Genomic DNA, 24,562 nt, shown 5'->3' with positions numbered 1-24,562 from the left:
CGTGGTGGCACGCGTCGGTGCCGCCCGACAAGCAGTGAAGCCGTCGGCTGTCCCGGGCAACCAGGGACCGTTGTCCCACCCCTTCGGGATCTTCACGGGCGCTGAGTCCTGCCCGTGCCGGCGTCGGCCCGGTCGATCGGTGCCGGAAAGCGCGACAGCCACCGAGCACGGTGCTCGGTGGCTGTCGGAGCCGGTCGGGACGGGGCTCAGCCCTCGACGACGGTGATCACCAGCGGCCCGCCCGGTGGCTGCTCGGTCTGGCCCGGGTAGCCGAGTCGGGTCCGGTTGCCCGCCGCGTCGGTCAGCGTGAAACCGACCGTGTACTGACCGGGTACGAGAGCTCCGGTGTGCGCGGTGAGCCCGATCAGGCCGTCCGCCGGTTCCTGGACACCGCGGGAGGCACCTCCCCGCGACGCCCCGGCAGCGTTGTAGACCGTCATGCTCATCGCGGTCACCGGGGCGGGTGAGGTGGTGTCGACCGCCACCGTGAGCGGGATTCCCGCGCCGGCCTGCAACTCGGACTGGGTCCAGACCGTCTTGGACAGCGACGCCGACAGCACCTCCGGCGGGACCGTGTCGGCCACCCGGGTGATCGCGAGACCCAGGTCGGCGTTGCCGTACGCGGTGCCGTAGAACGCCTCGTTGCCGGCGGCGTCCTTCAGCGCGATGCCCGTGATCACACACTCACTCGCGTGGGTACGCATCTCGATCGGCACCACGGCGGTGCCGTCCGCGCGGATGATCGGCGTCGTGCTCGCCCCGCACCAGTCCACCTCGACGTAGACCGACGCCAGCCCGCCGACCCCGCCGGACGGGGTGAACACCAGCTCGGCGGTCTTGGGCGTACGCCAGTTGTCGACGACCTCGGGCGTCACCGTGAACCCGGTCGCGGAGATCACGTCGTTGCGGCTCACCCGGACGGTCGGGGCGGACACCCCGGTGAGGACGTTGGTGTGCCCGGCGTTGTCGGTCAGCACGACCTTCAGCACCGACCAGGCGCCCGCCGGGCTGCCGGCCGGGATAACGGCCGTCACCGTGCACCAGGCGAAGGTGGGGTCGGGCACGTCGTTGCCCTCGCCGCACTGGGGCGCCCAGCCGCCGAGGTACTCCACGCCGAAGGGCGCGACGACCCGCTGCCCCTGCGGTCCGGCGAACACCACGCGTCCCTTCCAGAAGCCGCTGCCATCATCGCTGACCAGGGTGCGGTATCGCAGCGTCACCCCGTCGCCGTCGTCGTAGACGGCGGTCGGCTGGCCGGGTGCCAGCATGAGCCAGGTGACGTAGGGCGCCGTCCCGTCCACGAGCTGGGTCACGCTGAACTGGGCGGCCGGGTGGGTGAGCGCGGCCTGGCCGAGCTTGCGGCTGTTGCCCCGGTCGTCCTCGATCGTCACCTTCGTGACCCGCCAGACGGCCGCCGTCGCCGCGCCGTACTGGGGCACCTGGAAGGTGTATTCGTAGTCGGAACTGCGCACGTCGCCGGCGTGCGCCCACACCTGTGCGGGAGTGGAGTCGAGGGCGTAGCTGACCGTCCGGGCCGAGCCGACCGGTGACGAGTCCACGAACTGCCGGAATTCGACGGTGCCACGAACCGTGGTGGCGGCACTGTCCTGATTGGCCACGGTCCAGGCGAGCTGGATCTGGGCCCAGCCTTCACTCGCGTCGACGTCGGCGGCGCTCCAGGCGAGGTTCGGGATGGACAGTGTGGGGGTGCGCGGGGCGGCCTCGGCGGGTGTGCCGATCAGCAGGGCCGCGACCAGCAACATCACCACCGCTGCGGGCAGCGTACGGATACGCGACAGGATCAAGTGCTCTTCCTCCTGTTGAGACGGTCGCCTCCCGCGACCGGGCGCAGAGCATAACGTCACCGTCCGACAACCCGTTGTCGGTGTCCGCCGGCCTGCGGCCCGGTCGCGGTAGCGGTCAATACAGGTCGCGGAAGAAGTCGCGAATGTCGGCGCTGAGCAGCGCCGGCTCCTCCAGGGCGGCAAAGTGGCCGCCCCGGTCGACGTCGGTCCAGCGGGTGATGGTGTGCTCCGTCTCGGCGTAGCGACGGATGCCGACGTCGTGCGCGAAGACGATGGCCCCGGTCGGTACGCCGGAGTTCGCCGCCTGGGCGTCCCAGCCGTGCTCCTGGGCGTAGCCGACGTACGCCGCCGAGCCGGCCGTACCGGTCAGCCAGTAGATCATGACGTTGGTGAGCAGTCGGTCCCGGTCGATCACCTTGTCCGGCTCGACCGGGCGGGGATGGGTCCACTCCCGGAACTTGTCCATGATCCAGGCGAGTTGGCCGACCGGGGAGTCGGTCAAACCGTACCCGAGGGTCTGCGGGCGGGTGCCCTGGATCGCGATGTAGCCGAACTCCTCCCGCATGAACGCCTCGATGCGGCTGATCCGGTCGCGTTCGACGTCGGTGAGGCTGGCCAGTTCGTCGTCCGGCAGCGGCAGCTCGGGGATGTTTCCGGGGCCGCCGTTGACGTGCACGCCGACGACCCGGTCGGGTGCCACCCGGCCGAGTTCGGGGCTGACCGCCGCGCCGATGTCGCCGCCTTGCGCGCCGTACCGTTCGTAGCCGAGGCGGTGCATCAGCTCCGCCCAGGCGCGGGCGATCCGGGCGGTGTCCCAGCCCCTGTCGGCGGTCGGGCCGGAGAAGCCGAAGCCGGGCAGCGACGGGATGACGAGGTGGAAGGCGTCGGCCGGGTCGCCGCCGTACGCGCGGGGGTCGGTGAGCGGGCCGATGATGTCGAGGAACTCGACGACCGAGCCGGGCCAGCCGTGGGTGAGCACAAGCGGGAAGGCGTCCGGCTCGGGCGAGCGGACGTGCAGGAAGTGGATCCGCTGGCCGTCGATCTCGGTGGTGAACTGCGGGTACGCGTTCAGTTCGGCCTCGGCGGCCCGCCAGTCGTAGCCGGTGCGCCAGTGGTCGGCCAGGTCCCGCAGCCAGCCGGTCGGTACGCCGGTGTCCCAGCCGTCGCCGGGCAGGGCGGCCGGCCAGCGGGTGCGGTCGAGCCGGTCGTGCAGGTCGTCGAGCCGGTCCTGCGGGATGTCGATCCGGTACGGGGTGATGTCTCCACTCATGCCGACAACGCTATGGAGAAATGCGGACAGTTTCTGTCCTGATGGCTGCCTGCAGACTCGGTTTCATGCTGCCCGATGGGCGCACCACAACCACCGCTCCGGCCGGTGGTCGGACGTCGTCCTGAGCGCGACGACGTCCGGCCACCGGCGGGCGGCCAGGGGTGGGGTCAGCCCGGCCAGCCGGACGATCGGGCGCCCGGCCCCGTGGAGACCCCGGCCAGCCCCGCAGTCGCCCCGGCCGGCTCGACGGCGGCACACCGCGTCCCGTCGCGCGGCACGGTCAGGTTGACCAGGTAGGCGTCGGTCGCGTTCCTGGTGCAGGCGCTGCGGTCGTAGACGCCGTGGCCCCAGCCGTCGTACGTCAGCAGCACGGTGCTCTTCCGGGACTGCCGGTGGGCGTTGACGGACCACTCGTACGCGGTCGACGGGTCGTGCCGCGCGTTGAGCAGCAGGATCTTCGGTGCTTGGGTGATGCGCAGCGGATGCTGCGGGTTCACCGTGTCACCGGAGCGGCCGATGCAGGCGGCCACGGCCTCGCTGCCCAGCGGGGAGCCCGACATGTCGGGTGCGATCCGTCCGCTCCACGCGGTCAGGGCGGCGAACTCGCTGGAGCGGCTCCGCCGGGCCTACCCGCCCCGACCGCCCGACCGGCCGGGGCCGCCGGCGCCGTGACGGCCACCGGTCACCGCGCGGCCGAGTGCCACGGTCGGTGGCCGGTGAGCGTCGGTGGGTGCTGGCATCCTTGGGCCCATGTGCAGAAGCATCCGGGTCCTCCACAACTTCGAGCCGCCGGCGACCGAGGACGAGATCGAGGCCGCCGCACTCCAGTACGTCCGCAAGATCAGTGGTACGACGAATCCGTCCGCGGCCAACGCCGAGGCGTTCGACGCCGCCGTGGAGGCGGTCGCCGCCGCCACCCGTACCCTGCTGGAAAGCCTGGTGACCAAGGCGCCGGCACGGGACCGGGAGGTCGAGGCGGCCAAGGCGAAGGCCCGCGCAGCCGAACGCTACGGCAGCGCGGGCTGAGCCCCGCCGGGCCGGCGGGGCGCCGGCCCGGCGGGCGAGGTCAGTCCCGGTCGGCGGCCAGCGCGGTCGGTGGCGCCGCCGCCAACCGGTGGGCGGGCAGCACGCTGGCCAGCAGCGCCAGCAGGTAGCAGACGCCGACCAGCGCCAGCACCGTCGACCACGGGATCACCAGGTCGACCGGCGACCCGAGCAGCTCGGTGTAGCCGTTACGCAGGCCGACCAGTGCGGCGAACGCGACCAGGCCGCCGAGCACCGCGCCGATCGTGACGGTCAGCGTGGTCTCCGCGGCGACGGTCCGGGTGACCTGGCCGGGGGTCGCCCCGGCCAGCCGCAGTACGGCGAAGTCGCGCCGCCGGGCGGTGGTCGCCATCAGCAGCGTGTTGGCGATCGCGATGCCGGTGTAGCCGGCCGACAGGCCGAGCAGCACCAGCAGGAAGAGCCGGACGAGCCGGTCCTCCTCGGCGTCGGCGCGGTGGGCGTACTCGGCCGGGGTCGCCGCCAGCCCGCCCAGGCCCTCGACATCCGCCCGGTCGGGGGCGATGCCGGCGGCGTACAGGACCGGGGTCAGTGCGGACGGGTCGTGCTTCCGGGCGGTGTCCCGGTTGATCAGGACCGGGGCGGGCAGCTCGTGGTCGTCGGCGAGGGCGACCACCCGCAGGGTGGCGGTCTCGCCGTCGGCGAGGACGACCTCGGCGGTGCCGCCCAACTGCCAGCCGTGCCGTTGCGCGGTACCGGCGGTGGCGATCAGCGCGTCCGGGGCGGACAGGTCGTCGAGCGAACCGGACGAGACGGTCACCGAGGCGGCGGCGAGCGCGCCGGGTTCGACGCCGGACGCCTCGACGGGCCACAACACGCCGGGCCGCCCGGCGACGAAGATCCGGGTCGGCAGTTCGGCGGCCGAGGTGCCGCCGCCGGCCGCGACCGCCGCGGCGACGGCGTCGGAGAGCCCGGGTACGCCGTCCGGGGAGACCACCACGTCGGCGGGCACCCGTTCGGCCCGCTGGGTGCCGAACGCGTGCGACTGGATCTCGAACAGGCCGGTGAGGAACACCGCGAACCCGACGGTGACCAGCACCGGCGCGGCGGTGGAGGCGACCCGGCGGACGGCGACGAGCGCCCCCTCCCGGACCAGTTCGCCGGTGGCACCGCGCGCCGGCCGGGTGACCAGCCGCACCACCGGTGGGATGATCACCGGGGCGAGCAGGAAGAGGCCGACGATCAACGACATCGCCGCGTAGATCATGAGGTTGACCAGCAGCTCGGGGTCGAGCGCGGGGGCGCCGGCGACGACGGCGAGGCCGCCGGCTGTGCCGAGCACCCCGAAGGTCCACCGGGCCGGGGTCATCGGCCGCCGGTCGACCGCGGCCTCCCGCAGGGCCTCCAGCGGGCGTACCCGGCCGGCGCGGCGGGACGCCGACCAGACCCCGAGCAGGGCCACGGTCAGCCCGAGGGCGACCACGCCGAGCAGCACCAGCGGGTCCGGTGACACCGTGAAGCCGGCCGGCTGGAGGCCGACCTCGACCATCAGGTCGCCGAGGACCGGCCCGAAGGCCGCGCCGAGGAGGGCACCGCCGCCGGCGGCGAGGACGCCGACGACGACCGCCTCGCCGTAGACGATCCGGCGGACCTGGCCCGGGGTGGCGCCGACCGCCCGCAGCAGGCCGAGTTCGCGGCGGCGCTGGGCGATGCCGAACCCGAACGTGGACGCCACGACGAAGATCGTGACGAAGCCGGCGAGGCTCGCCATCGCAATCAGCAACTGGGCGCCGATCCACCGGGTCCGGCCCTCGAACTCCGGCTCCAGGGCGGTCCGGGCGGCACCGGCGTACACGTCGGCCCGGTCCCCGACGACGTCGCGGGCGGCGGCGGCGACCGTGTCCGGGTCGGCGCCGGGCGACAGGCGCAGGCCGATGACGGTCACCCCGCCGGCCAGCCGGGCCGCGGTCGGGTCGGCGACGTGGAAGCCGGGACCGTCGACGGTGCCGGTGACGGTCAGCGGCAGCGGGCCTGCACCGGTCAGCAGCGTCACCCGCTCCCCCGGCGCGTGACCGAGGTCGCGGTCGAGCGCCACCTCGCCGTCCGTGGCCGGAGCCCGGCCGGCGACGATCGGGTACGGCGCCAGCGCGGCGGCGGACCAGGCGTGCCCGTTGTGCTGGCCCTCGCTCGGCGCGCCGACCGGCCGGCCGTCGCGCACGAGCTGGGCATAGAACGACAGGTCGGGTACGGCCGCCTCGACCCCCGGCAGCGCCGCCAGGCGTCCGGTGACCGTGTCGGCGTCGGCCCGGCTCCACGGCAGGAACTCGGGGAACGCCTCCGGGTCGGCGCCGGCAGGGGCGGCCCGCACCAGCACCTGCGCGCCGGCGTACCGGTCCGGCACCCTGGGTTGCGCCGCGACCAGGACCAGCAGGGTGCTGGCGAGTACGGCGACGCCGAGGCCGAGAGCGACGAACGAGCCGAGGAAGGAGGCCCAGCGGGCCCGTACGGTGGCCAGGGCGAGCGTCACGCGCCGGCCTCCAGGTGCGCCATCCGGGCGGCGATGGCCTCCGGGCCGAGCCGGGAGCCGGACACCGCCCCACCGCCGTGATGCGGGCCGGGTCGCGCCCCGGCGAGGGCGGGCGCCGGTGCGGTCATCTCGTCGACCAGGCGGCCGTCGGCGAGGAACAGCACCCGGTCGGCGTACGCGGCGGCGACCGGGTCGTGGGTCACCATGATCACGGTCTGGCCGTGCCGGTCGACGATCCCGCGCAGCAGCCCGAGCACGTCCCGGGACGTCTTGGTGTCCAGCGCCCCGGTCGGCTCGTCGGCGAAGAGCACCGCCGGCCGGGTCACCAGGGCCCGGGCGATCGCCACCCGCTGCTGCTGCCCGCCGGACAGTTCGCCGGGGCGGTGCCCGGCCCGGTCGGCGAGACCGACCTCGTCGAGGGCGCGCCGGATCTCGGCGCGGTCCGGCCGGCGCCCGGCGAGCTTCACCGGCAGGCCGACGTTCTGCGCCGCCGTCAACGCGGCGACCAGGTTGAACGACTGGAAGACGAAGCCGATCCGCTGCCGGCGCAACACGGTCAGCGCCCGCTCGCCCAGCGGGCCGAGGTCGGTGCCGGCGACCGTCACCGTGCCGCCGGTCGGCCGGTCGAGGCCGGCCGCGCAGTGCAGCAACGTCGACTTGCCGGAGCCGGACGGTCCCATGACGGCGGTGAACGTGCCGGCGGGGAAGGCGACGGTGACGCCGTCGAGGGCGGTCACCGCCTGCGGCCCGGTGCCGTAGACCCGGCGCAGGTCCGCCAGCCGCACGGCGTCGGCGGTCGTCTCGTGAAGAAGTGTGGTCACCGACCCAGCCAACCGTCCGGCCGGCCCGGACACATTGGCGCACGCGTGAGGATCAAAGGTATACCCAGCTATACCGTCACCCGGTCCGGCCGCCGGTAGCGTCTGCGGTGTGGTCGCCCGGACCGCCCTGGAGGCGCTGACCCTGCCGCCGCTGCGTCTGCTGCGCTCGCCGTGGCCGTGGCGGTCGCTGGCCTACCTGGGTTCGGGGGTGCTCCTCGGCCTGGCCAGTGTCCTGGCGCTGATCACCCTCGGCACGCTCGGGGTGGTGCTGCTGATCGGCGTGGTCGGCCTGCTGGCGCTGCCCGGCATGGTCTGGGTCGGCATCGTGGTGGCCCGGTTCGAGCGGCGCCGGCTGCGGCTGGTCGACACCGAGCCGGCGTACGACCCGCACCGCCGGCCGGGCCGGCCCGGCTGGCGGGCCTGGCTGTCGACCCGGACGAGGGAGGCGGCGACCTGGCGCGAGTTCGGCTACCTGCTGGTGTCGGCGCTGGCGCTGTGGTGGATCGACCTGCTACTGGTGTCCGCCGTCCTGTACGTGCCGCTGATGTTCATGAGCGCGCCGTTCGTCGACTCCGACCTGCCGATCTACCTGACCGTGCCGTCCCTGCTGGGCGGGATCGGCATCCTGCCGCTGGCCACCTATCCGATCATGGCGTGGGCCGGCACCCGGGCCGCCATCGCCCGGGCGGTGCTGTCGCCTCGCGACACCGAGCTGACCGCGCGGCTGGTCGAGGTGTCCCGCTCGCGGGCCCGGCTGGTCGACGCCTTCGAACTGGAGCGGCGGCGGATCGAACGTGACCTGCACGACGGCGCGCAGCAGCGGCTGGTGGCGTTGAGCATGACGCTCGGCCTGGCCCGGCTCGACCTGCCGGTGGATTCACCGGCCGGACAGCAGGTGGCCCGCGCGCACGAGCAGGCGAAGGAGGCGCTGGCCGAGTTGCGGGAGCTGATCCGGGGCGTACACCCGCAGGTGTTGAGCGACCGCGGCCTGCCGGCGGCGGTCGAGGACGTCGCCGGCCGGTCGCCGCTGCCGGTCGACGTCGATCTGCCGCTGCCCGGCCGGCTGCCGGCCGCGGCGGAACAGGCGGCGTACTTCGTGGTCACCGAGGCGCTGGCGAACGTCGCCAAGCACAGCGGTGCCACCCGGGCCCGGGTCGGCGGCGGCGTCACGGGGGTCGCCGGCGACTGGCTGGTCGTCGAGGTACGCGACGACGGCGTCGGGGGAGCCGACCCGGCCGCCGGCAGCGGGCTGACCGGGCTCGCCGACCGGGTCGCGGCGGTCGACGGCCGGCTGCTGCTGTCGAGCCCGGCCGGCGGGCCGACCGTGGTCCGGGCGGAGATCCCGTGCGGGTAGCGCTCGCCGAGGACTCGGTGCTGCTGCGGGAGGGACTGGCCGGGCTGCTGCAGCGGTTCGGGCACACCGTCGTCGCCTCGGTCGGCGACGCGGCGGCGCTGGTCGAGGCGGTCCGGGTGCACGGGCCGGACGTGGTGGTCACCGACGTACGGATGCCGCCCGGCTTCACCGACGAGGGGTTGCGGGCCGCCGTCGCGCTGCGGACCGCCCGCCCGGCGCTGGCCGTGCTGGTGCTCAGCCAGTACGTCGAGCAGACGTACGCGGCCGAGTTACTCGACTCCGGCCGGGGTGCCGGCGTCGGCTATCTGCTCAAGGACCGGATCGGCGAGGTCGAGGAGTTCGTCGACGCGCTGGCCCGGGTCGCCGCCGGCGGCACGGTCGTCGACCCGGAGGTGGTCCGCCAGCTGCTGCGCCGCCGCCGGGATCCGCTGAGTCGGCTGACGCCCCGCGAGCGGGAGGTGCTGGGCTTGATGGCCGAGGGCCGGTCGAACGCGGCCATCGCGCGCACCCTGGTGGTGTCGGACGCGGCGGTGGCCAAGCACATCGGCTCGGTGCTGGCCAAGCTCGACCTGCCGCCCGACGAGGACGCCCACCGCAGGGTCCTCGCCGTCCTCGCCTACCTCCGCGCCTGACCCACGCCTTTCCCCGCGCGTCCCCCACGCCTTCCCCGCGATCTTGCAGTTATCTCCCCCTTTTGTCGCTTCTGCCCGGCGACAAGTGCAAGATCGCGGAAAAAGAGGTACGCCTACTTCTTGCGGGACATCGCCGGGGTGCGGGCTCCGATGAACTGCATGATCGCGTTGTTCACCTCGTCGGCGTGCGTCCACGGGATCGCGTGCGGGGCGCCCGGCAGGGTCACCAGTTCGCTGTCCGGCAGCATGGCGTTCAACCGCGGCGCGGTCAGCGGGTACGGCAGCACGCGGTCGGCGTCCCCGTGAATGATCAGGGTCGGTACGTCGATCCGCGCCACGTCGGCCCGGAAGTCGGTCAGCCAGCTGCTGACGCACTCGTAGGTGCCGATCGGCGACGCGCTCACCGCGACGTTCCAGTTCGCCCGGTACGCCTCCTCGCTGACCTGCTTGCCCCTGGTCTGGTCGTAGTTGAAGAAGTCGTTGAGGAAGCTCGTCTGGTAGGCGTACCGGTCGGCCACGATCGCCTGTTGGAACCCGTCGAAGAGGGCCTTGTCGACCCCCTCCGGGTTGTCGGAGGTCTTCAGCAGGTACGGCGGGATGGTGCTGACCAGCACCGCCCGGCTGATCCGGTCGGAGCCGTACGTCCCGAGGTAGCGGGTCACCTCACCCGTACCCATCGAGTGGCCGATCAGCACCACGTCGCTCAGGTCGAGTTCGTTGATGAGCATGTTCAGGTCCGAGGCGAACGTGTCGTAGTCGTACCCGCTGGTCGGCTGGGCCGACTGGCCGAAGCCGCGCCGGTCGTAGGCGATGGTCCGGTAGCCGGCCATCAGCAGGGCCGGAACCTGCTTCTCCCAGGCGGCGCTGCTGAGTGGGAAGCCGTGGATGAGCACGACGGGCTGACCGCTGCCGTGATCCTCGTAGTAGAGGTCGATCGGCGCGGAGTTCTCGGTACCGACGGTCACGTAGGGCATGAGCGCTTCTCCTCCTGGCGCGTAGGTGGCCGGCGTATTCCCCGCCGCCCGCGCGGTATTCGCCCCCGGCAGGGCCGACGTTCCGCCGGTCCCCCGCCGCCCGCGCGGTATTCGCCCCCGGCAGGGCCGACGTTCCGCCGGTCCCCCGCCGCCCGCGCGGTATTCGCCCCCGGCAGGGCCGACGTTCCGCCGGTCCCCCGGCCCTCGCGTGGCTCAGCGGATGTCGGCCGCCGCGATCTCGGCCGCGCCGCGGGCCAGCAGCGTCCGGGCCCGGTCCAGACCGTCTGCGGTGAGGCGCCGGATCGGCCCGGCGGCACTGAGCGCGGCCGCGCACCGTCCGTCGGCGGTCAGCACCGGCACCGCGACCGCGCGGATGCCCTCGTTGCGCTCCTGCTCGTTCAGCGCGTAGCCCTGCGCGCAGACCTGCCGCAACTCGGCCCGCAGCTCGTCGGAGGAGGTGATCGTGTGGGCGGTGTAGCGGGACAGGCCGTTCTCGATCACCTGCTCCAGCAGCGTGTCGGGGCCGAACGCCAGCAGCACCTTGCCCGCCGCGCTGGCGTGCAGGCTGGTCAGCGACGACGGCAGCACCGCCAGCCGGACGGCCTCGTCGGCCGGTTCGCGCCGGTCGACGAGGAGCAGCGAGCGGCCGCTGACCACGCCGAGGTGGACCGTCTCGCCACACTGCCGCACCAGCCGGTCGAGAACCGGTCCGGCGACGGTGACGAGGGTGTTCCGGCCACGGGCGTAGTCGCCGAGCGTGATCAGCCGGGGGCCGAGGGCGTACTCGCGGTTGGGCAGCCGGCGTACGTACCCGCGCTCCTCGAGCAGGGCGAGCATCCGGTGCGCGGTCGGCTTGGTGACGCCGGTGGTCCGGGCGACCTCGCCGAGGCTGGCGCTGCCGCGTTCGTTCTCCAGGGCCTCCAGGAGGGACAGAGCCTTGCCGAGGGGGGTTCCGGCCATGGCCACCGCTCTTTCCGATCCGTTCCGTACGTCGCCGACGCATGGTCGCACACGCGTCTGGCAAGACCGGTGGATGCGGCGTCGACGGGTACGGTCGCCGGCCCGGGCGGGGCACCAGGCCCGCCAGCCCCGGCAGCGGCTCGGTCACGGCGGCAGTCACACCGCGTCGATGGTGACGACCGCGTGACACTGAGGCATTGCTCACTCTGCGTCAAAGACTCGACACGTAGGGATTCCTCACTATACTCGCATGCGTCGATCATTCAGCCGATCAGATATTGACGGAAAATTATGCGCGCATGAGAGTCACCAAACCCGCGAACGGCGCCTCGCGCGCCATGCGGCACTTCCGTTTCCTCGCCGTCGGCAACGCCGTATCGTCGTACGGCAGCTACCTGAACATGGTGGCGCTCAACCTCTTCGCCTACCACCTGACCGGCAGCGCACTGCAGACCGGGCTGTTCATGGCGCTGCGGCTGGGCGCGAGCTTCCTCACCGGACTGCTCGCCGGCAGCGCGGTGTCCCGCCTGGACCGCAAGCGGGTCATGGTCACCGCCGACTCCACCCAGGCCGTCGCGATGGTGGTGCTCGTACTCGCCCCGGTGGCGACCCAGAGCACGCTGCTCTACGGCATCGCCACCATCACCGGCGTCTGCGCCACGCTGTCCAGCGTGGCGCTGCGCAGCAGCATCCCGGAGATCGTCGGAGCCGACCAGCGGGTACGCGCCAACGCCCTGCTGGTCACCGGACGGTCGCTGGCGATGGTGGCCGGCTTCGCGTCCGCCGGCCTGGTCATCGCCACGCTGGGCTACACCGCGGCGTTCATCATCAACGCGGTCACCTTCGTCTTCGCCGCCCTCAACCTGGCCCGGTTGCCGATCAGCACCCGCCGGCACACCGCGACACCGACCGACGGCGGCGCCGGCGAAGCCGGGGCGAAACGGGAGAGCCTGCTCGGCGCGCAACTGACCGCACTGCGCTTCCTCAAGGCCGCCCCGATCCTGCTGGCCATGATCGGGCTACGGGCGATCGACGGATTCGGGTCCGCCTCACACAACGTCGGCCTGCCGGTGCTGTCCAGCACGATCGACCCGGGCAACCCGGCCGCGTTCATGTCACAGTTCTGGACCGTCTGGGCGATCGGCAGCATCCTCGCCCAACGGGCGGTGGCCTGGTGGGCGAAGCGGAGCGACCGGTCGATCAACGAACGGGCCTTCGCGGTCGGCGCGATCGTGATGTCGCTGGCGTTCATCCTCGCGTTCACCACCCCGCCCCTGCTCTTCGGCATCCTCGTCGCCCTGCTCGCCGGCATCGCCGACGGGTTCACCGAGATCGCGTACACCTCGCGGCTGCAGACCGCGCCCGACGAGCAGCGCGGCTACGTCTTCGGGTTCTCCGCGATGGCCGAGAACTTCGGCTTCGGCGGCGGCATGGTGCTCTGCGCCGCGCTGATGGAACGGATGAGCCCGCTCGCGGTCGTGGCGATCTTCCACGGCCTGGCCATCGTGCTCGCCCTGGCGTTCCTCGCCGTTCTCGTGTTACGCCGACGGGGACGCGGATCCGAAGGGCCGACGGAACCCGAGCCGGCCACGACCGGTGCCCCGGTTCCGGAACCGGCCGGCGGCGTACCCGAGGTCGTCAACCGCCCGACCGGCCCCACCACCGAACGCGACAAGGCGGGCATGACCGAGCACAGCGAGGCAGGGACATGACCGAGCGCAGCGAGGGCATCGGCAGGCTCAGATCCAGTCATGGGCCTGCCGAGCGCAGCGGGGCAGGGACATGACCGAGCGCATGGACCGGCGGATCGCGGTCGTCGGGATGGCGTTCCGGCTGCCCGGTGCGGACAACCCGCAGACCTACTGGCGCAACATCCGCGACGGGGTGTGCAGCGTACGGCGGTTCGGCGACCGGGAGCTGGCCGCGGCCGGCGTACCCGCGCACCTGCGCGACGCGCCCGACTTCGTCGGGGTCAGCGGCGTGCTCGACGACATCGAGGGCTTCGACGCCGAGTTCTTCGGCATCAGTGCCCACGAGGCCCGGGTCACCGACCCGCAGCACCGGATCTTCCTGGAGACCTGCTACCACGCGCTGGAGCACGGCGGCTACGCCGCCACCGCGCCCGACACCCGGGTCGGGGTCTTCGCCGGCGTCGGCTTCCACCTCTACCCGCTGAACACCTACCTGATGAGCAACCTCGCCCATCCGGACCGCGACGACGACTGGCTGTCGGGGATGCAGGTGGCGGTCGGCAACTACGCCGACTTCCTCGCCACCCGGGCCTCCTACCGGCTCGGGCTGACCGGGCCGTCGATGGGGGTGCAGAGCGGCTGCTCCACCTCACTGGTGGCGGTCCATCTGGCGAGCCAGGCGCTGCTGGCCGGCGACGCCGACCTCGCGGTGGCCGGCGCGGCGGCGGTGCACGTACCGGTGGCGCTGGGCTACCGGTACGTCAAGGGTTCGATCCTGTCCCGCAGCGGCCGGTGCCGGCCCTTCGACGCGGAGGCGGACGGCACCGTCGGCGGCAACGGGGTCGCCGCCGTACTGCTGAAGCGGTTCGACCGGGCGGTCGCCGACGGCGACACCATCCACGCGGTGCTGCTCGGCTCCGGGATCAACAACGACGGCGCGGGCAAGCACAGCTACACCGCGCCGAGCGCGGCCGGGCAGCGCGGTGCGCTGCTGCGCGCGTACGAGGTCGCCGGCGTCTCCCCGGACCAGATCGGCTATCTGGAGACGCACGGCACCGGCACGTACAAGGGTGATCCGATCGAGTTCGACGGCATGACCTCGGCGTTCCGCGAGCACACCGACCGGGTCGGCTACTGCGCGATCGGTTCGGTCAAGCCGAACATCGGGCATCTCGACGCGTGCGCCGGCATGGCCGGCCTGATCAAGACGATCCTGGTACTCCGGCACGGCGAGATCCCGCCGATGGCCGGCTACCGACGTCCCAATCCGGCCCTGGCGCTCGACACCAGCCCGTTCTACGTCCCGACCGCGCCGCGCCCGTGGCCGGCCGGTGCCGGGCCGCGCCGGGCCGCGGTCACCGCGCTCGGGGTCGGCGGCACCAACGTCCACCTGGTGTTGGAGGAGGCGCCGCCGCGCCGCGTACCGGCCGGTGACGCGGCGGTTCCCGGCCTGCTGCCGCTGTCCGCCCGGCACCCCGACGCGCTGGTGAACCTCGCCACCGCGATGCGCGACCAGCTGCGGGCGGATCCGGACGCCGCGCCCGCCGACCTGCTCACCACCACCGCGCTCGGGCGGCCGCACCTGCGGCACCGGCTGGTCGCCTTCGGCGACACTCCGGCCGCGCTCGCCGACGCCCTCGACGCCTATCTCGCGCGGCCGGACCGGCCCGACCCCCGGTTCGTCGCCGGCGCCGAGCCCCGGCCGGCGCCGGTCTTCCTCTGTTCCGGGCAGGGCACCCCGACGCCGGGAATGGCCCGGGTCCTGTACGAACGCTTCCCGGCCTTCCGTGCCGTCCTCGACGAGTGCGAGCGGCTGCACACCGACGCCGGCGGCCGGTCGCTGCTGGCCGCCCTCACCGACCCGGCCGCGCCAGACACGATCTGGGACACCGAGTTCGCCCAGCCGGCACTGTTCGCCTACCAGGCGGCACTGACCGGACTCTGGCACGCCCTCGGGGTCGACCCCGGCCTGGTCGCCGGGCACAGCGTCGGCGAGTACGCGGCCCTGCACGCCGCCGGTGCGCTGTCGCTGGCCGACGGCATCCGGCTGACCCGCCGGCGCGGCGAACTGATGCACCGGTCCACCGCGGCCGGCGGCATGCTCGCGGTGCTGGCCGGCCCGGAAATCGTCGACCGGCTCCGCGCCGAGTGCCCCGACCTCGACCTCGCCGCCGTCAACACGGCGACGAACCGGGTGCTCGCCGGCCCGGCCGCCGCCGTGGACCGGGCGGGTGCGCTGCTCGACGGATGGGGCGTGCGCCGGCAGCGGCTCGCGGTCGACCGGGCCTTCCACTCCGCCCTGCTCGACCCGGTGCTGCCCGACCTGCGCCGGCTGCTCGCCACGGTGCCGTTCCAGCCGTTGCGGATCCCGCTGGTCAGCGGCGTCGACGGTACGGTGCTGCCGGCCGGGCACGTCGTCGACGTCGACTACCTGCTGCGGCACGCCCGCCACCCGGTCCGCTTCGACCTGGTGCTGGAGACGGTCGGCCGGGTGGCGGACGCGCCGCTGGTCGAGGTCGGGCCGAACGCCGTGCTGGCCGGGCTGGGCCGGGCTGTGCTGCCGGACCGGCCGGTGGTGGTCAGCCAGCGGCGGAACGCCGAACTCGACACCCTCGGCCGGGCGGTGGCCCGGCTGCACACCGCCGGCGCGGCCGTCGACTGGTCCGTCCTGCTCGCCGGCTGCGGCGGCGGGCGGATGCCGCTGCCGGCCTACCCGTTCCAGCACCGTCCACACTGGATTGCTCCGGTCGGTGGCACCGCGCCGCCCGCTGACCTGCCCGCCGTCGCGACGCACGACGAGGGAACGCTGCGGGCCGTCGAAGCCGTCGCGGAACAGGTACGCGGCCTGGCCGCCGTACAGGCCCGACTGCTGAGCCAACTCGCCGAGGTCGTCGCGCGACGGCCGGCCACCGAACCGGGACCGCCGGCCCCCGCGACCGACCTAGCCGACAGCAGCAGTGTCTCTGGGGCGTGACCCCGGCCAACCGCAAGTCACTGGAGGAACGATGCTGGGAAACGGGGCCACGCCGCACACCGACCGGAGCCCGGGCGTCGAGGACGTCTCCGAGCGGGTACGCGAACTCACCGCTCGGCACCTGGGCTACGCACTCGCCGACGTACGGGTGGACACGCCCTTCCTCGACCTGGGCGCCGATTCGCTGACGATGATCAACATGCTCCGCGAGCTGGAGGGCGAGTTCTCGGTACGGGTCGCGATGCGCGAACTGTTCGACGAGGGCGACACCCCGGCCCGGTTGTCCCGGCTGGTCGTGGCCCGGATCGGCGCCGGCCCGGCAACACCCGCGGCGGCGGCCGCCCCTCCCCCGGCCGCCGCCGCGGCCACGGTCACACCGGCTCTGGCCGCACCAGCGCCGGTGTCCGCCCGGCGGCCCCGGCCCCGGCGATCCCGGCCCCGGCGATCCCGGCCCCGGCCACCGTGGTCCCGGTCCCGGCCCCGGCGGTACCGGCCGCCGTGGCGGTCGCGCCGGTGACGCCGCCTCCGCCCGCGCCGATCGTGCCGGTCAACGAGGTGTTCGTGCCGGGGCGTGGCACCGTCCCGACGCCCCGTCAGCCGCTGGAGTCCGCCACCCCGTCCCCGCCCGCCGCACCGACCTCCCCACCTGCCCCGGTCGCAGCCGCACCGGGGCCGGCCGACGCCGTGGCGGACCTCGCCGCCCAGCTCGAGGAGATGGTCCGGCAGTCGCGGCTCATCGAGGAACAGCTCGCCGCGCTGCGGACCGCCACTGCCCAGCCAACCGCCACCGCCCAGCCGACCGCCACCGAACCGGCCGGGCCACCCCCGGCGAGCAGCCGGCCGGCCGGCCCGCCACCGCCGGCCGGCGTCGCGCCGGCCGGCGTCGCGCCGGTCGCCGTCGAGGCGCCGGACGGGACCGGCGCGCCCGTACCGGCCGAGGCCGGCGCGGAGACGGCGGCCGCGCCGGTCGTCCACGGCCCCCGGGTGACCGTCGCGCACGGCTCGGGCATGACGGCCGGCCAGCGCAGCGACGCGCAGCGGGCACACGTCGACGAGCTGCGGCAGCGCCTCGTCGCGAGGACCCGCACCTCCAAGGAGATCACCCAGCGCTACCGCCGGGTGCTGGCCGACAGCCGGGCCGTGGTCGGGTTCCGCAGCGGCACCAAGGAGATGTTGTATCCGATCGCCGGCCAGCGGGCCCGGGGCTCCTGGCTGGAGGACGTCGACGGCAACCGGTACGTCGACATCACGATGGGCTTCGGGGTGCTGCTCTTCGGCCACGAGCCGCAGTTCGTGACGGAGGCGGTCCGCGAGCACCTGTCCCGTGGCGTCCAGCTCGGGCCGCGCAGCATCGATACCGGCGAGGCCGCCGTGCTGCTCAGCGATCTGGTCGGGCTGCCCCGGGTGGCGTTCGCCAACTCCGGCACCGAGGCGAACTCGGCCGCGATCCGGCTGGCCCGGGCCGCCACCGGCCGCGACAAGATCGTCATGTTCCACGGGTCGTACCACGGCCACGCCGACAACGTGCTCGGCCGCTCCAACGGGACCGGCGCCGACCGGGTGACCGTCCCGGTGTCGACCGGCATCCCGCACAGCGCCGTCAGCGACCTGGTGGTCCTCGACTACGGGGCGCCGGAGAGCCTGGCCGCCATCGAGTCGCTCGGCCCGGAACTGGCCGCCGTCATCGTCGAACCGATCCAGAGCCGGCACCCGACGCGGCAGCCCGTCGAGTTCCTGCACTCGCTGCGGGAGATCACCACCCGGCACGGCATCGTGCTGATGTTCGACGAGATGCTGACCGGCTTCCGGCCGCACCAAAGGGGCGCGCAGGGTCTCTTCGGCGTCACCCCCGACCTGGCGACGTACGGCAAGGCGCTCGGCGGCGGCTTCCCGATCGGCGCGATCGCCGGCCGGGAGGACATCATGGACGGGGTCGACGGGGGCTTCTGGCAGTACGGCGACGACAGCCGCCCGCCGCGCGAGACGACGTTCTTCGGCGGCACCTACATCCAGCACCCGCTGTCGATGGTGGCCGCCCGGGCGGTGCTGACCCATCTCAAGCAGCACAGCCCGCACCTGCAGGAGCGGCTGAACGCGCGCACCGACGAGTTGGTCGGGTCGCTGAACCGGTTCTTCGCCGAAGAGGAGTTCCCGGTCCGGCTGGGGCACTTCGGTTCGCAGTTCCGTTTCGAGCACCGCGCCGACATGGAACTGCTCTACCACCACCTGCTGCTCAAGGGCGTCTTCGTGTGGGAGTGGCGCAACTTCTTCCTCTCCACCGCGCACACCGACGCCGACGTGGAGCAGGTGGCCGACGCCGTACGCGACTCGCTGCGCGAGATGCGGGGCGCCGGCTACTTCCCGACCGGTGGCGGCGTAGCGGTCCCGGCCGCCGCGCCCGTCCCGGCCCGGACCGCCGCCGGAACCGCCGTACCGGCCCGGACCGCCGCCGGAACCGCCGTACCGGCCCGGACCGCCACCGGAACCGCCGTACCGGCCCGGACCGCCACCGGAACCGCCGTACCGGTGCGGGCCGACGCCCCCGCCCCGCCGGGGCCCCGCGCCGCCGAGCCGGTCGTGGCGGCCGCCCGCACCGAACCGGTGCCGGTGCCGGCGCCGGCGACAGCCGGTACGCGGACGGCACCGGACTTCAGCGTCTACTTCTTCGGTGACTATCCCGCCGACAGCGCGCCCGACGAGAAGTACCGCTCGATCATCGAGACGGCGCGGTTCGCCGACAGCCACGGCTTCCACTCGCTGTGGATGCCGGAACGGCACTTCCACTCCTTCGGTGGCGTCTTCCCGAACCCGGTGGTGCTCGCCGCCGCGCTCGCCCGGGAGACGACCCGGATCCGGCTCAACGCGGGTTCGGTCGTACTCCCGCTGCACGACCCGGTGCGGGTCGCCGAAGAATGGTCCATGGTGGACAACCTGTCCGCCGGGCGGGTCGGGATCGGGTGCGCGTCCGGCTGGCACGCCAACGACTTCGTGCTGGCCCCGCAACACTTCGGCCGGCACCGCGAGGTCATGTACGAGCACCTCGACCAGGTCCGCCGGCTGTGGCGCGGCGACCCGCTGACCCGGGTCTCGGGCAGCGGCGAGGAGGTGCCGGTACGGATCTTCCCGCGTCCGGTGCAGTCCGCGCCGCCGATGTTCGCCGCCGTCGTCGGCCGTCCCGAGTCGTTCCAACTCGCCGCCGAGCACGACCTCGGCGTCATCACGAACCTGATGAGCCAGTCGGTCGAGCAGTTGGCCGACAACATCGCGCTGTACCGGAAGGCGCGGGCCGCGCACGGGCTCGATCCGGGCCGGGTGGTGGTGCTGGCGCACACGTACGTGGGCACCGACGGCCGCCGGGCGCGGGCCGAGGCGTTCGAGCCGCTGCGGTCGTACATGCGCTCGTCGCTGTCGCTCTTCGGCCAGGTCACCAACAGCCTCGGCTTCCAGATCGACATGGACAACGTACGCGAGGACGACCTCGACTTCGTCTTCGAGCGGGCGTACGAGCGGTACTGCGAGTCCCGGGCCCTGATCGGCTCACCGGACGAGTGCGCTTCGGTGGTCGGGTCGCTGGCCGCCGCCGGCGTCGACGAGATCGCCGCCCTGGTCGACTTCGGGGTGCCCGCCGAGCGGCTGGCCGCCGGACTGCCACCACTCGACCTGTTGCGCCGACGGTCGGCCGCCGCGGCGCCGACCGACACCATCCCCACCGCCCCCGCCGGCACCGCCCCGGTGGCCGCCACGCCGATCGAGGTCGCGCCCGCACCGGCGGCGCCGGCCACCGAGGTCGCCGGGCCGCCCCGGACGGCACCGCTGTCGCCCGGGCAGCGGCGGATCTGGTTCCTCGACCGGCTCTTCCCCGGTCGCAGCGCCTACAACGAGCCGGCCTTCATCCGGCTGGACGGCCCGCTCGACGTGCCGGCGCTGCGCACCGCGCTGGACCAACTCGTCGAGCGGCACCCGGCGATCCGTACGGTCTTCACCGAGGTCGACGGCGAGCCCGTGCAGCGGGTGCTGCCGCCGGCTCCGGCGGACTTCACGGTCGAGGACCACACCGGCGCCGACGAGGACGCGGTCTGCCGGGTCGCGGTGGAGCGGGAGAGCACACACGTGTTCGACCTGACCACCGGCCCGCTGTTCCACGCCCGCCTGCTGCGGCTGGCCGACACCCGGCACGTACTGGTGCTGTCGTTCCACCACATCGTGGTCGACGCGACGTCGGCGACCGTCGTCACCCGCGACCTGTCCGCGCTCTACCGGGCCCGGGTCGAGGGCGTGCCGGCGGCGCTGCCCGCCCTGCCGCGCGGGTACGCCAACTTCGCCGTGGAGCAGGTCGCCGCGCTCGACGGCGACAAGGCCCGGGCCGACCTGGCCTACTGGCGGGACCGCCTCGGTGGGGAACTGCCGGTGCTGGCCCTGCCGACCGACCGGCCCCGCCCGCCGGTGATGGGCACCCGGGGCCGGTCCGTCGTCCGGCTCGTCGAACCGGCCGTCGCGGCCGCGCTGCGGACCCTGGCCAGCCGCGAACGGGCCACCCTGTTCATGGTCCTGACCAGCGCGTTCGCCGCGACCATCGGCCGGTACGCCGGGCAGGAGGACGTCATCGTCGGCACCCCGGTGACCGACCGGCCGCCGGGTGCCGAGGAGGTCGTCGGCTTCTTCCTCAACACCCTGGCCCTGCGGCTGGACCTCGGCGGCGACCCGACGTTCACCGACCTGCTGGCCCGGACCCGGTCGACGGCGCTGGCCGCCTACGACCACGCCGACGTGCCGTTCGAGACCGTGGTCGGCGCGCTCGCCCCGGAGCGCGACACCAGCCGCAACCCGATCTTCCAGGTGATCGCCGAGTTCGAGAACCACGTCGCGTTCCGGCTGGACCTGCCGGGCGTCACCGCGACCACCCTCGACGTCGGCGCCGACCGGGCCGTCGTCGACCTGGTGCTCTACCTGACCAACCGGCGCGACGGGATCGGTGCCCGGCTGGAATACAACGTCGACCTGTTCGAGGCGTCGACCGCGCAGCGGCTGGCCGACGCCTTCACCGGGCTGCTGGCCGCGGTCGCCGCCGACCCCGGGGCGCCGCTGTCGCGGCTGGGCGGGCTCACCGCCGCCGACCGGGAGACGCTCGACCGCTTGGGGTCCGGCCCGGTCCGGCCGGTCCCCGACGAGTGCCTGCACACGGCCGTCCAGCGCTGGGCGGCGGCGACGCCGCAGAGCGTCGCGGTCATCGGCGGCGGCGCGGTGCTGACGTACGGGCAGCTCGACGCGCGCGCCGACGAGTTGGCCGACCGGCTGCGGGCGGCGGACACCGGACCCGGTGACGTCGTGGCGCTGTGGCTGCCCCGGTCGCCGGACCTGGTCGTGGCGATGCTCGCGGTGCTGAAGACCGGTGCCGCCTACCTGCCGCTGGACCCCGGCCTCGGCACCCCCGGGTACGGTTCATGGTCGCCGACAGCCGGGCCCGGATCCTGCTGTCCACATCGGATGCCGAGACGCCGCCGCTGCCGGACGGGGTGGCCCTGCTGCACGTCGACGGGGCGTACGGCACACCGGCCGCCGGCAGCACCGCGCCGGCCGGCGACCCGGACGCGGCGGGCTACGTGATCTACACCTCCGGCTCGACCGGCCGGCCGAAGGGGGTCGCGGTCAGCCACCGCGCCGTGCGGAACCTGAGCCGGTGGCACGCCGACGCCACCGGCATCACCCCCGCCGACCGGCACGCCGTCGTGTGTGGACAGAGCTTCGACGCCTCGGTGCTGGAGGTCTGGCCGGCCCTGCTCGCCGGCGCGAGCCTGGCGATCGCCGACGACCACGTACGGCTCGACCCGGCGGCCCTGGCCCGCTGGTACCGCACCGCCGGGGTGACCCTGACCATCCTGCCCACCGCACTCGCCGAAGCGGTGCTGGCCCTGCCGGCCCCGCTCCAGCCATCCCTGCGGCACCTGTTGATCGGCGGCGACCGGCTGCGGACCCGGCCCCACCCCGGCGTGTCGTACGAGGTCCGCAACGTATACGGCCCGACGGAGGCCACCGTGCTGGCGACCACCGCCGTCGTCACCGACCCGACCGTCGACGACGGCCCGATCAGCATCGGCCGGCCGGTCGACAACGTACGCCTGCACGTGCTGGACGCCGCCGGCCGGGCGGTGCCGGTCGGTGCCCGCGGCGAGCTGTACATCGGCGGGCCGGGCCTGGCGCTGGGCTACCTGCACCGGCCGGAACTCACCGCGGAACGCTTCGTCACCGGTGTTCCGGCCGCGCCCGGCGAGCGGCTCTACCGCACCGGCGACCTGGTCCGTTGGACCCCGGCCGGGGACCTGGAGTTCCTCGGCCGGATCGACGACCAGGTGAAGGTCCGCGGCTACCGGGTGGAGCCGGCCGAGGTGACCGCCGTACTGCTCGGTCTGGCCGAGGTCGCCGACGGCGTGGTGACCGCGCTGCGCGACCGGGCCGGCGACGCCTACCTCGCCGCGTACGTCGTGCCGACCGGCGGTGGCGACCCGGACCGGCTGGCCGGACGGTTGGCCGACGCCCTGGCGCGGGAACTGCCGGACCACATGGTGCCCCGTGCCTGGGCGTTCCTGTCGGCGCTGCCGGTGAACAGCAACGGCAAGGTCGACCGGGCCACGCTGCCCCGACCCGGCGTCCAGGCCGGCCCGTCCGGCCCGGCACCGGCCGCCGTCCCGGCGTCGCCGGCGGCACCACCGCCGGCCGCCGCACCACCGGTGCCGGCGCCCACACCGCCCGACGACCTGGAAGAGGCGGTACGGACGCTGTGGTGCGCCGAGCTGGACCGGACGCCGGACCAGACCCCGGCCGACGCGTCGTTCTTCGCCCTCGGCGGCCACTCGATCACCGCGATGCGGCTGCTCGGCCGGCTGCGGGAGACGACCGGCGTGGAGTACCCGGTGCTGCGGTTCTTCCGGGCGCCGACGATCCGGGCGATGGCCGAACACCTGCGCGAGCAGCGGCCCGCCGTCAACGGCCGGGTCAGGGGCACGCTGTGAACCTCGACGAACTGCTGGCGTACGTCGCCACCCACGACGTACGGCTGACGGCCGACGACGCCGCGGACGGCGGGGGCGTCCGGCTCCACTTCGACGCCCCCGCCGACGCGGTCACGCCCGACCTCGTCGCGGCGCTGCGGACGTACCGGTCCGAACTGCTGGATCGCCTCGGTGCCGGGCCGGCGCCGGAGCGGGTCGAGGTCGCCCGGGGTCCGCTCTCCTACCAGCAGGACCGGATGCTGTCGCTCATCAACGCGAACCCGCCGAGCGCCACCTGGAACGTCAGCATGCGGCTGGTCCTCACCGGCACTCTCGACGAGGCCGCGCTGCGGACCGCGCTGGACGCCGTGGTGGCCCGGCACGAGGCGCTGCGGTCCCGGTTCGTCGACGACGGCGACGGGCCGGTGCAGATCGTGTACGCCCACCAGCCGGTGACGCTGCCCGTCGTCGACGTCACCGGCCTGCCGGATCCGGACCGGCTGGAGCGGGCCGAGAACGTCAGCCGGGCCGTCGCCCAGGTCGCGTTCGACCTCGACCACGAGCTTCCGCTGCGCCTGCAACTGGTCCGGGTCGACGTGCACACCTGGTGGTTGATGATCGTCGTGCACCACATCGCCTGTGACGGCTGGGCGGTGTCGGTGATGTTGCACGACATGGCGGCCGGCTACCGCCGGGCGCTGGCCGGTGAGGCCCCCGACCGCACCCCGCCGACCGTCCAGTCGATCGACTTCGCCCGCTGGGAGCAGCGGGTGTACGACGCCGGGACCCGGCGCCGGCGGGCGGACTACTGGTCGACGGAACTGACCCTCGACGGTTTCGCCCTCGACCTGCCGTACGACCGGCCGGCGCCGGCGGTACCGACCGGGCGGGGCCGGGCCCACCAGTTCCTCGTGCCGCCCGACGTGGAACGCGACGTCAGGGCGTTCTCCGTGGAGCGGAACACGACGCTGTTCCCGACGCTGGCCGCGGCGATGGGGGTGCAACTCGCCCGGCTGACCGGTCAGGGCGACGTCGTCGTCTCGCTGCCGTACGCCAACCGGGACCGGATCGAGTTCGCCGAGACCGTCGCGATCGTGGCCTGCCCACTGCTGATCCGGATGCGTGTCGACACCACCGCCACCTTCGCCGACCTGGTCGACCAGGTCGGAATGGGGCTGTTCGCCGGGGTCGACAACATGCTGCCGATCGGGTGGATCTACGACCGGCTGATCGAGGACGCCGGTGGCGGGTCGCCGCCGATGGCGGCGGTGAGCTTCGCCTACCAGAGCACCCTGAACCTGGAACTGGACCTGCCGGGGCTGACGGCCGAGGTGGAGGACCGGCCGACCGGGGCCGCCCGCACGACGCTGATCTGCGGGCTGATCCCCCGGTCGTACGGGCTGGAAGGCTACCTGGAGTACGCGCTCGACCGGCTCGACCCGGCGACCGCGAAGTCCTGGATGGACGGTTACCTGGAGGTGCTGGCGACCGCCTGCCGGCAGCCGCACCGGCCGCTGTCCGAGCTGACCGGGCTGCCGGCCCCCGTACCGGCGGCCGCCGCCTGAC

The 24,562-nt window shown here is 73.9% G+C and carries 15 protein-coding genes and 1 pseudogene; 9 read left to right on the top strand and 7 right to left on the bottom strand.

The window, feature by feature from the left end:
- Positions 1 to 206: 206 nt before the first annotated feature.
- From Prubr_RS22235 to Prubr_RS22225, 3 genes are all read right to left on the bottom strand, one after another.
- Positions 207 to 1,805, bottom strand: coding sequence for a hypothetical protein (locus Prubr_RS22235; protein ID WP_212816837.1), 1,599 nt, complete (start codon positions 1,803 to 1,805; stop codon positions 207 to 209).
- A 115-nt stretch (positions 1,806 to 1,920) separates the two neighbouring features.
- Positions 1,921 to 3,075, bottom strand: coding sequence for an epoxide hydrolase family protein (locus Prubr_RS22230; RefSeq protein ID WP_246567485.1), 1,155 nt, complete (start codon positions 3,073 to 3,075; stop codon positions 1,921 to 1,923).
- Positions 3,076 to 3,242: 167 nt separating this feature from the next.
- Positions 3,243 to 3,635, bottom strand: coding sequence for an alpha/beta hydrolase (locus Prubr_RS22225; protein ID WP_212816836.1), 393 nt, complete (start codon positions 3,633 to 3,635; stop codon positions 3,243 to 3,245).
- 190 nt (positions 3,636 to 3,825) lie between these two features.
- Between Prubr_RS22225 and Prubr_RS22220 the strand changes: the two genes are divergently transcribed.
- The gene (locus tag Prubr_RS22220) at positions 3,826 to 4,101 is read left to right on the top strand and encodes a DUF2277 domain-containing protein (protein WP_212816835.1); all 276 of its coding nucleotides are present in this window, start codon (positions 3,826 to 3,828) and stop codon (positions 4,099 to 4,101) included.
- Between the two features lie 40 nt (positions 4,102 to 4,141).
- On the opposite strand, the gene Prubr_RS37730 is transcribed toward Prubr_RS22220, so the two are convergent.
- Complete coding sequence (locus Prubr_RS37730) at positions 4,142 to 6,604, bottom strand: ABC transporter permease (protein ID WP_281425822.1); 2,463 nt, start codon at positions 6,602 to 6,604, stop codon at positions 4,142 to 4,144.
- Complete coding sequence (locus Prubr_RS22210) at positions 6,601 to 7,425, bottom strand: ABC transporter ATP-binding protein (protein WP_212816834.1); 825 nt, start codon at positions 7,423 to 7,425, stop codon at positions 6,601 to 6,603. The genes Prubr_RS37730 and Prubr_RS22210 overlap by 4 nt, the downstream gene beginning before the upstream one ends.
- Before the next feature lie 109 nt (positions 7,426 to 7,534).
- Between Prubr_RS22210 and Prubr_RS22205 the strand changes: the two genes are divergently transcribed.
- Both Prubr_RS22205 and Prubr_RS22200 read left to right on the top strand, forming a co-directional pair.
- Positions 7,535 to 8,779: a sensor histidine kinase gene (locus Prubr_RS22205; RefSeq protein WP_212816833.1), complete on the top strand. Its 1,245-nt coding sequence runs from the start codon at positions 7,535 to 7,537 to the stop codon at positions 8,777 to 8,779.
- On the top strand, positions 8,770 to 9,411 hold the full coding sequence (locus Prubr_RS22200) for a response regulator transcription factor (protein ID WP_212816832.1): 642 nt from the start codon (positions 8,770 to 8,772) through the stop codon (positions 9,409 to 9,411). Before Prubr_RS22205 ends, Prubr_RS22200 begins: the two co-directional genes overlap by 10 nt.
- Before the next feature lie 113 nt (positions 9,412 to 9,524).
- Here Prubr_RS22200 and Prubr_RS22195 read toward each other — a convergent pair whose 3' ends face one another.
- A complete protein-coding gene (locus Prubr_RS22195; RefSeq protein ID WP_212816831.1) occupies positions 9,525 to 10,385 on the bottom strand; it encodes an alpha/beta fold hydrolase in 861 nt (286 codons plus the stop codon).
- Positions 10,386 to 10,598: 213 nt separating this feature from the next.
- Positions 10,599 to 11,345, bottom strand: coding sequence for an IclR family transcriptional regulator (locus Prubr_RS22190; protein WP_212816830.1), 747 nt, complete (start codon positions 11,343 to 11,345; stop codon positions 10,599 to 10,601).
- 299 nt (positions 11,346 to 11,644) lie between these two features.
- Here Prubr_RS22190 and Prubr_RS22185 point away from each other — a divergent pair, with 299 nt between their 5' ends.
- The 6 genes and pseudogenes from Prubr_RS22185 to Prubr_RS22155 all read left to right on the top strand — a co-directional run bounded on the left by Prubr_RS22185 (position 11,645) and on the right by Prubr_RS22155 (position 24,561).
- On the top strand, positions 11,645 to 13,057 hold the full coding sequence (locus Prubr_RS22185; protein WP_212816829.1) for an MFS transporter: 1,413 nt from the start codon (positions 11,645 to 11,647) through the stop codon (positions 13,055 to 13,057).
- A gap of 70 nt (positions 13,058 to 13,127) precedes the next feature.
- Positions 13,128 to 16,010 (top strand): type I polyketide synthase, encoded by a 2,883-nt coding sequence (locus Prubr_RS22180; protein WP_212816828.1) that lies wholly within the window; start codon positions 13,128 to 13,130, stop codon positions 16,008 to 16,010.
- A 31-nt stretch (positions 16,011 to 16,041) separates the two neighbouring features.
- On the top strand, positions 16,042 to 16,527 hold the full coding sequence (locus Prubr_RS22175; RefSeq protein ID WP_212816827.1) for an acyl carrier protein: 486 nt from the start codon (positions 16,042 to 16,044) through the stop codon (positions 16,525 to 16,527).
- Between the two features lie 197 nt (positions 16,528 to 16,724).
- Positions 16,725 to 22,381 (top strand): annotated as a pseudogene (locus Prubr_RS36975) (AMP-binding protein); the annotation flags it as partial.
- Positions 22,379 to 23,017, top strand: a complete 639-nt coding sequence (locus Prubr_RS38270) for a phosphopantetheine-binding protein (protein WP_425518063.1) — start codon at positions 22,379 to 22,381, stop codon at positions 23,015 to 23,017. The pseudogene Prubr_RS36975 and the gene Prubr_RS38270, both read left to right, overlap by 3 nt.
- Positions 23,014 to 24,561: a condensation domain-containing protein gene (locus tag Prubr_RS22155; protein ID WP_212816825.1), complete on the top strand. Its 1,548-nt coding sequence runs from the start codon at positions 23,014 to 23,016 to the stop codon at positions 24,559 to 24,561. Before Prubr_RS38270 ends, Prubr_RS22155 begins: the two co-directional genes overlap by 4 nt.
- The last annotated feature ends 1 nt before the right edge of the window (position 24,562 follow it).

It is taken from the genome of Polymorphospora rubra, assembly GCF_018324255.1.
GTDB lineage: Bacteria > Actinomycetota > Actinomycetes > Mycobacteriales > Micromonosporaceae > Polymorphospora > Polymorphospora rubra.
Note: the sequence above shows the minus strand (reverse complement) of the source record. Positions and strands in the feature narration are given on the sequence as shown.

Bases quoted from the DNA above. Each gene is read 5' to 3' on its own strand.
- Prubr_RS22225 (WP_212816836.1), bottom strand. From the start codon at position 3,635: ATGTCGGGCTCCCCGCTGGGCAGCGAGGCCGTGGCCGCCTGCATCGGC.
- Prubr_RS22180 (WP_212816828.1), top strand. From the start codon at position 13,128: ATGACCGAGCGCATGGACCGGCGGATCGCGGTCGTCGGGATGGCGTTC.
- Prubr_RS22190 (WP_212816830.1), bottom strand. From the start codon at position 11,345: ATGGCCGGAACCCCCCTCGGCAAGGCTCTGTCCCTCCTGGAGGCCCTG.
- Prubr_RS22185 (WP_212816829.1), top strand. From the start codon at position 11,645: ATGAGAGTCACCAAACCCGCGAACGGCGCCTCGCGCGCCATGCGGCAC.
- Prubr_RS22195 (WP_212816831.1), bottom strand. From the start codon at position 10,385: ATGCCCTACGTGACCGTCGGTACCGAGAACTCCGCGCCGATCGACCTC.
- Prubr_RS22230 (WP_246567485.1), bottom strand. From the start codon at position 3,075: ATGAGTGGAGACATCACCCCGTACCGGATCGACATCCCGCAGGACCGG.
- Prubr_RS22175 (WP_212816827.1), top strand. From the start codon at position 16,042: ATGCTGGGAAACGGGGCCACGCCGCACACCGACCGGAGCCCGGGCGTC.
- Prubr_RS22220 (WP_212816835.1), top strand. From the start codon at position 3,826: ATGTGCAGAAGCATCCGGGTCCTCCACAACTTCGAGCCGCCGGCGACC.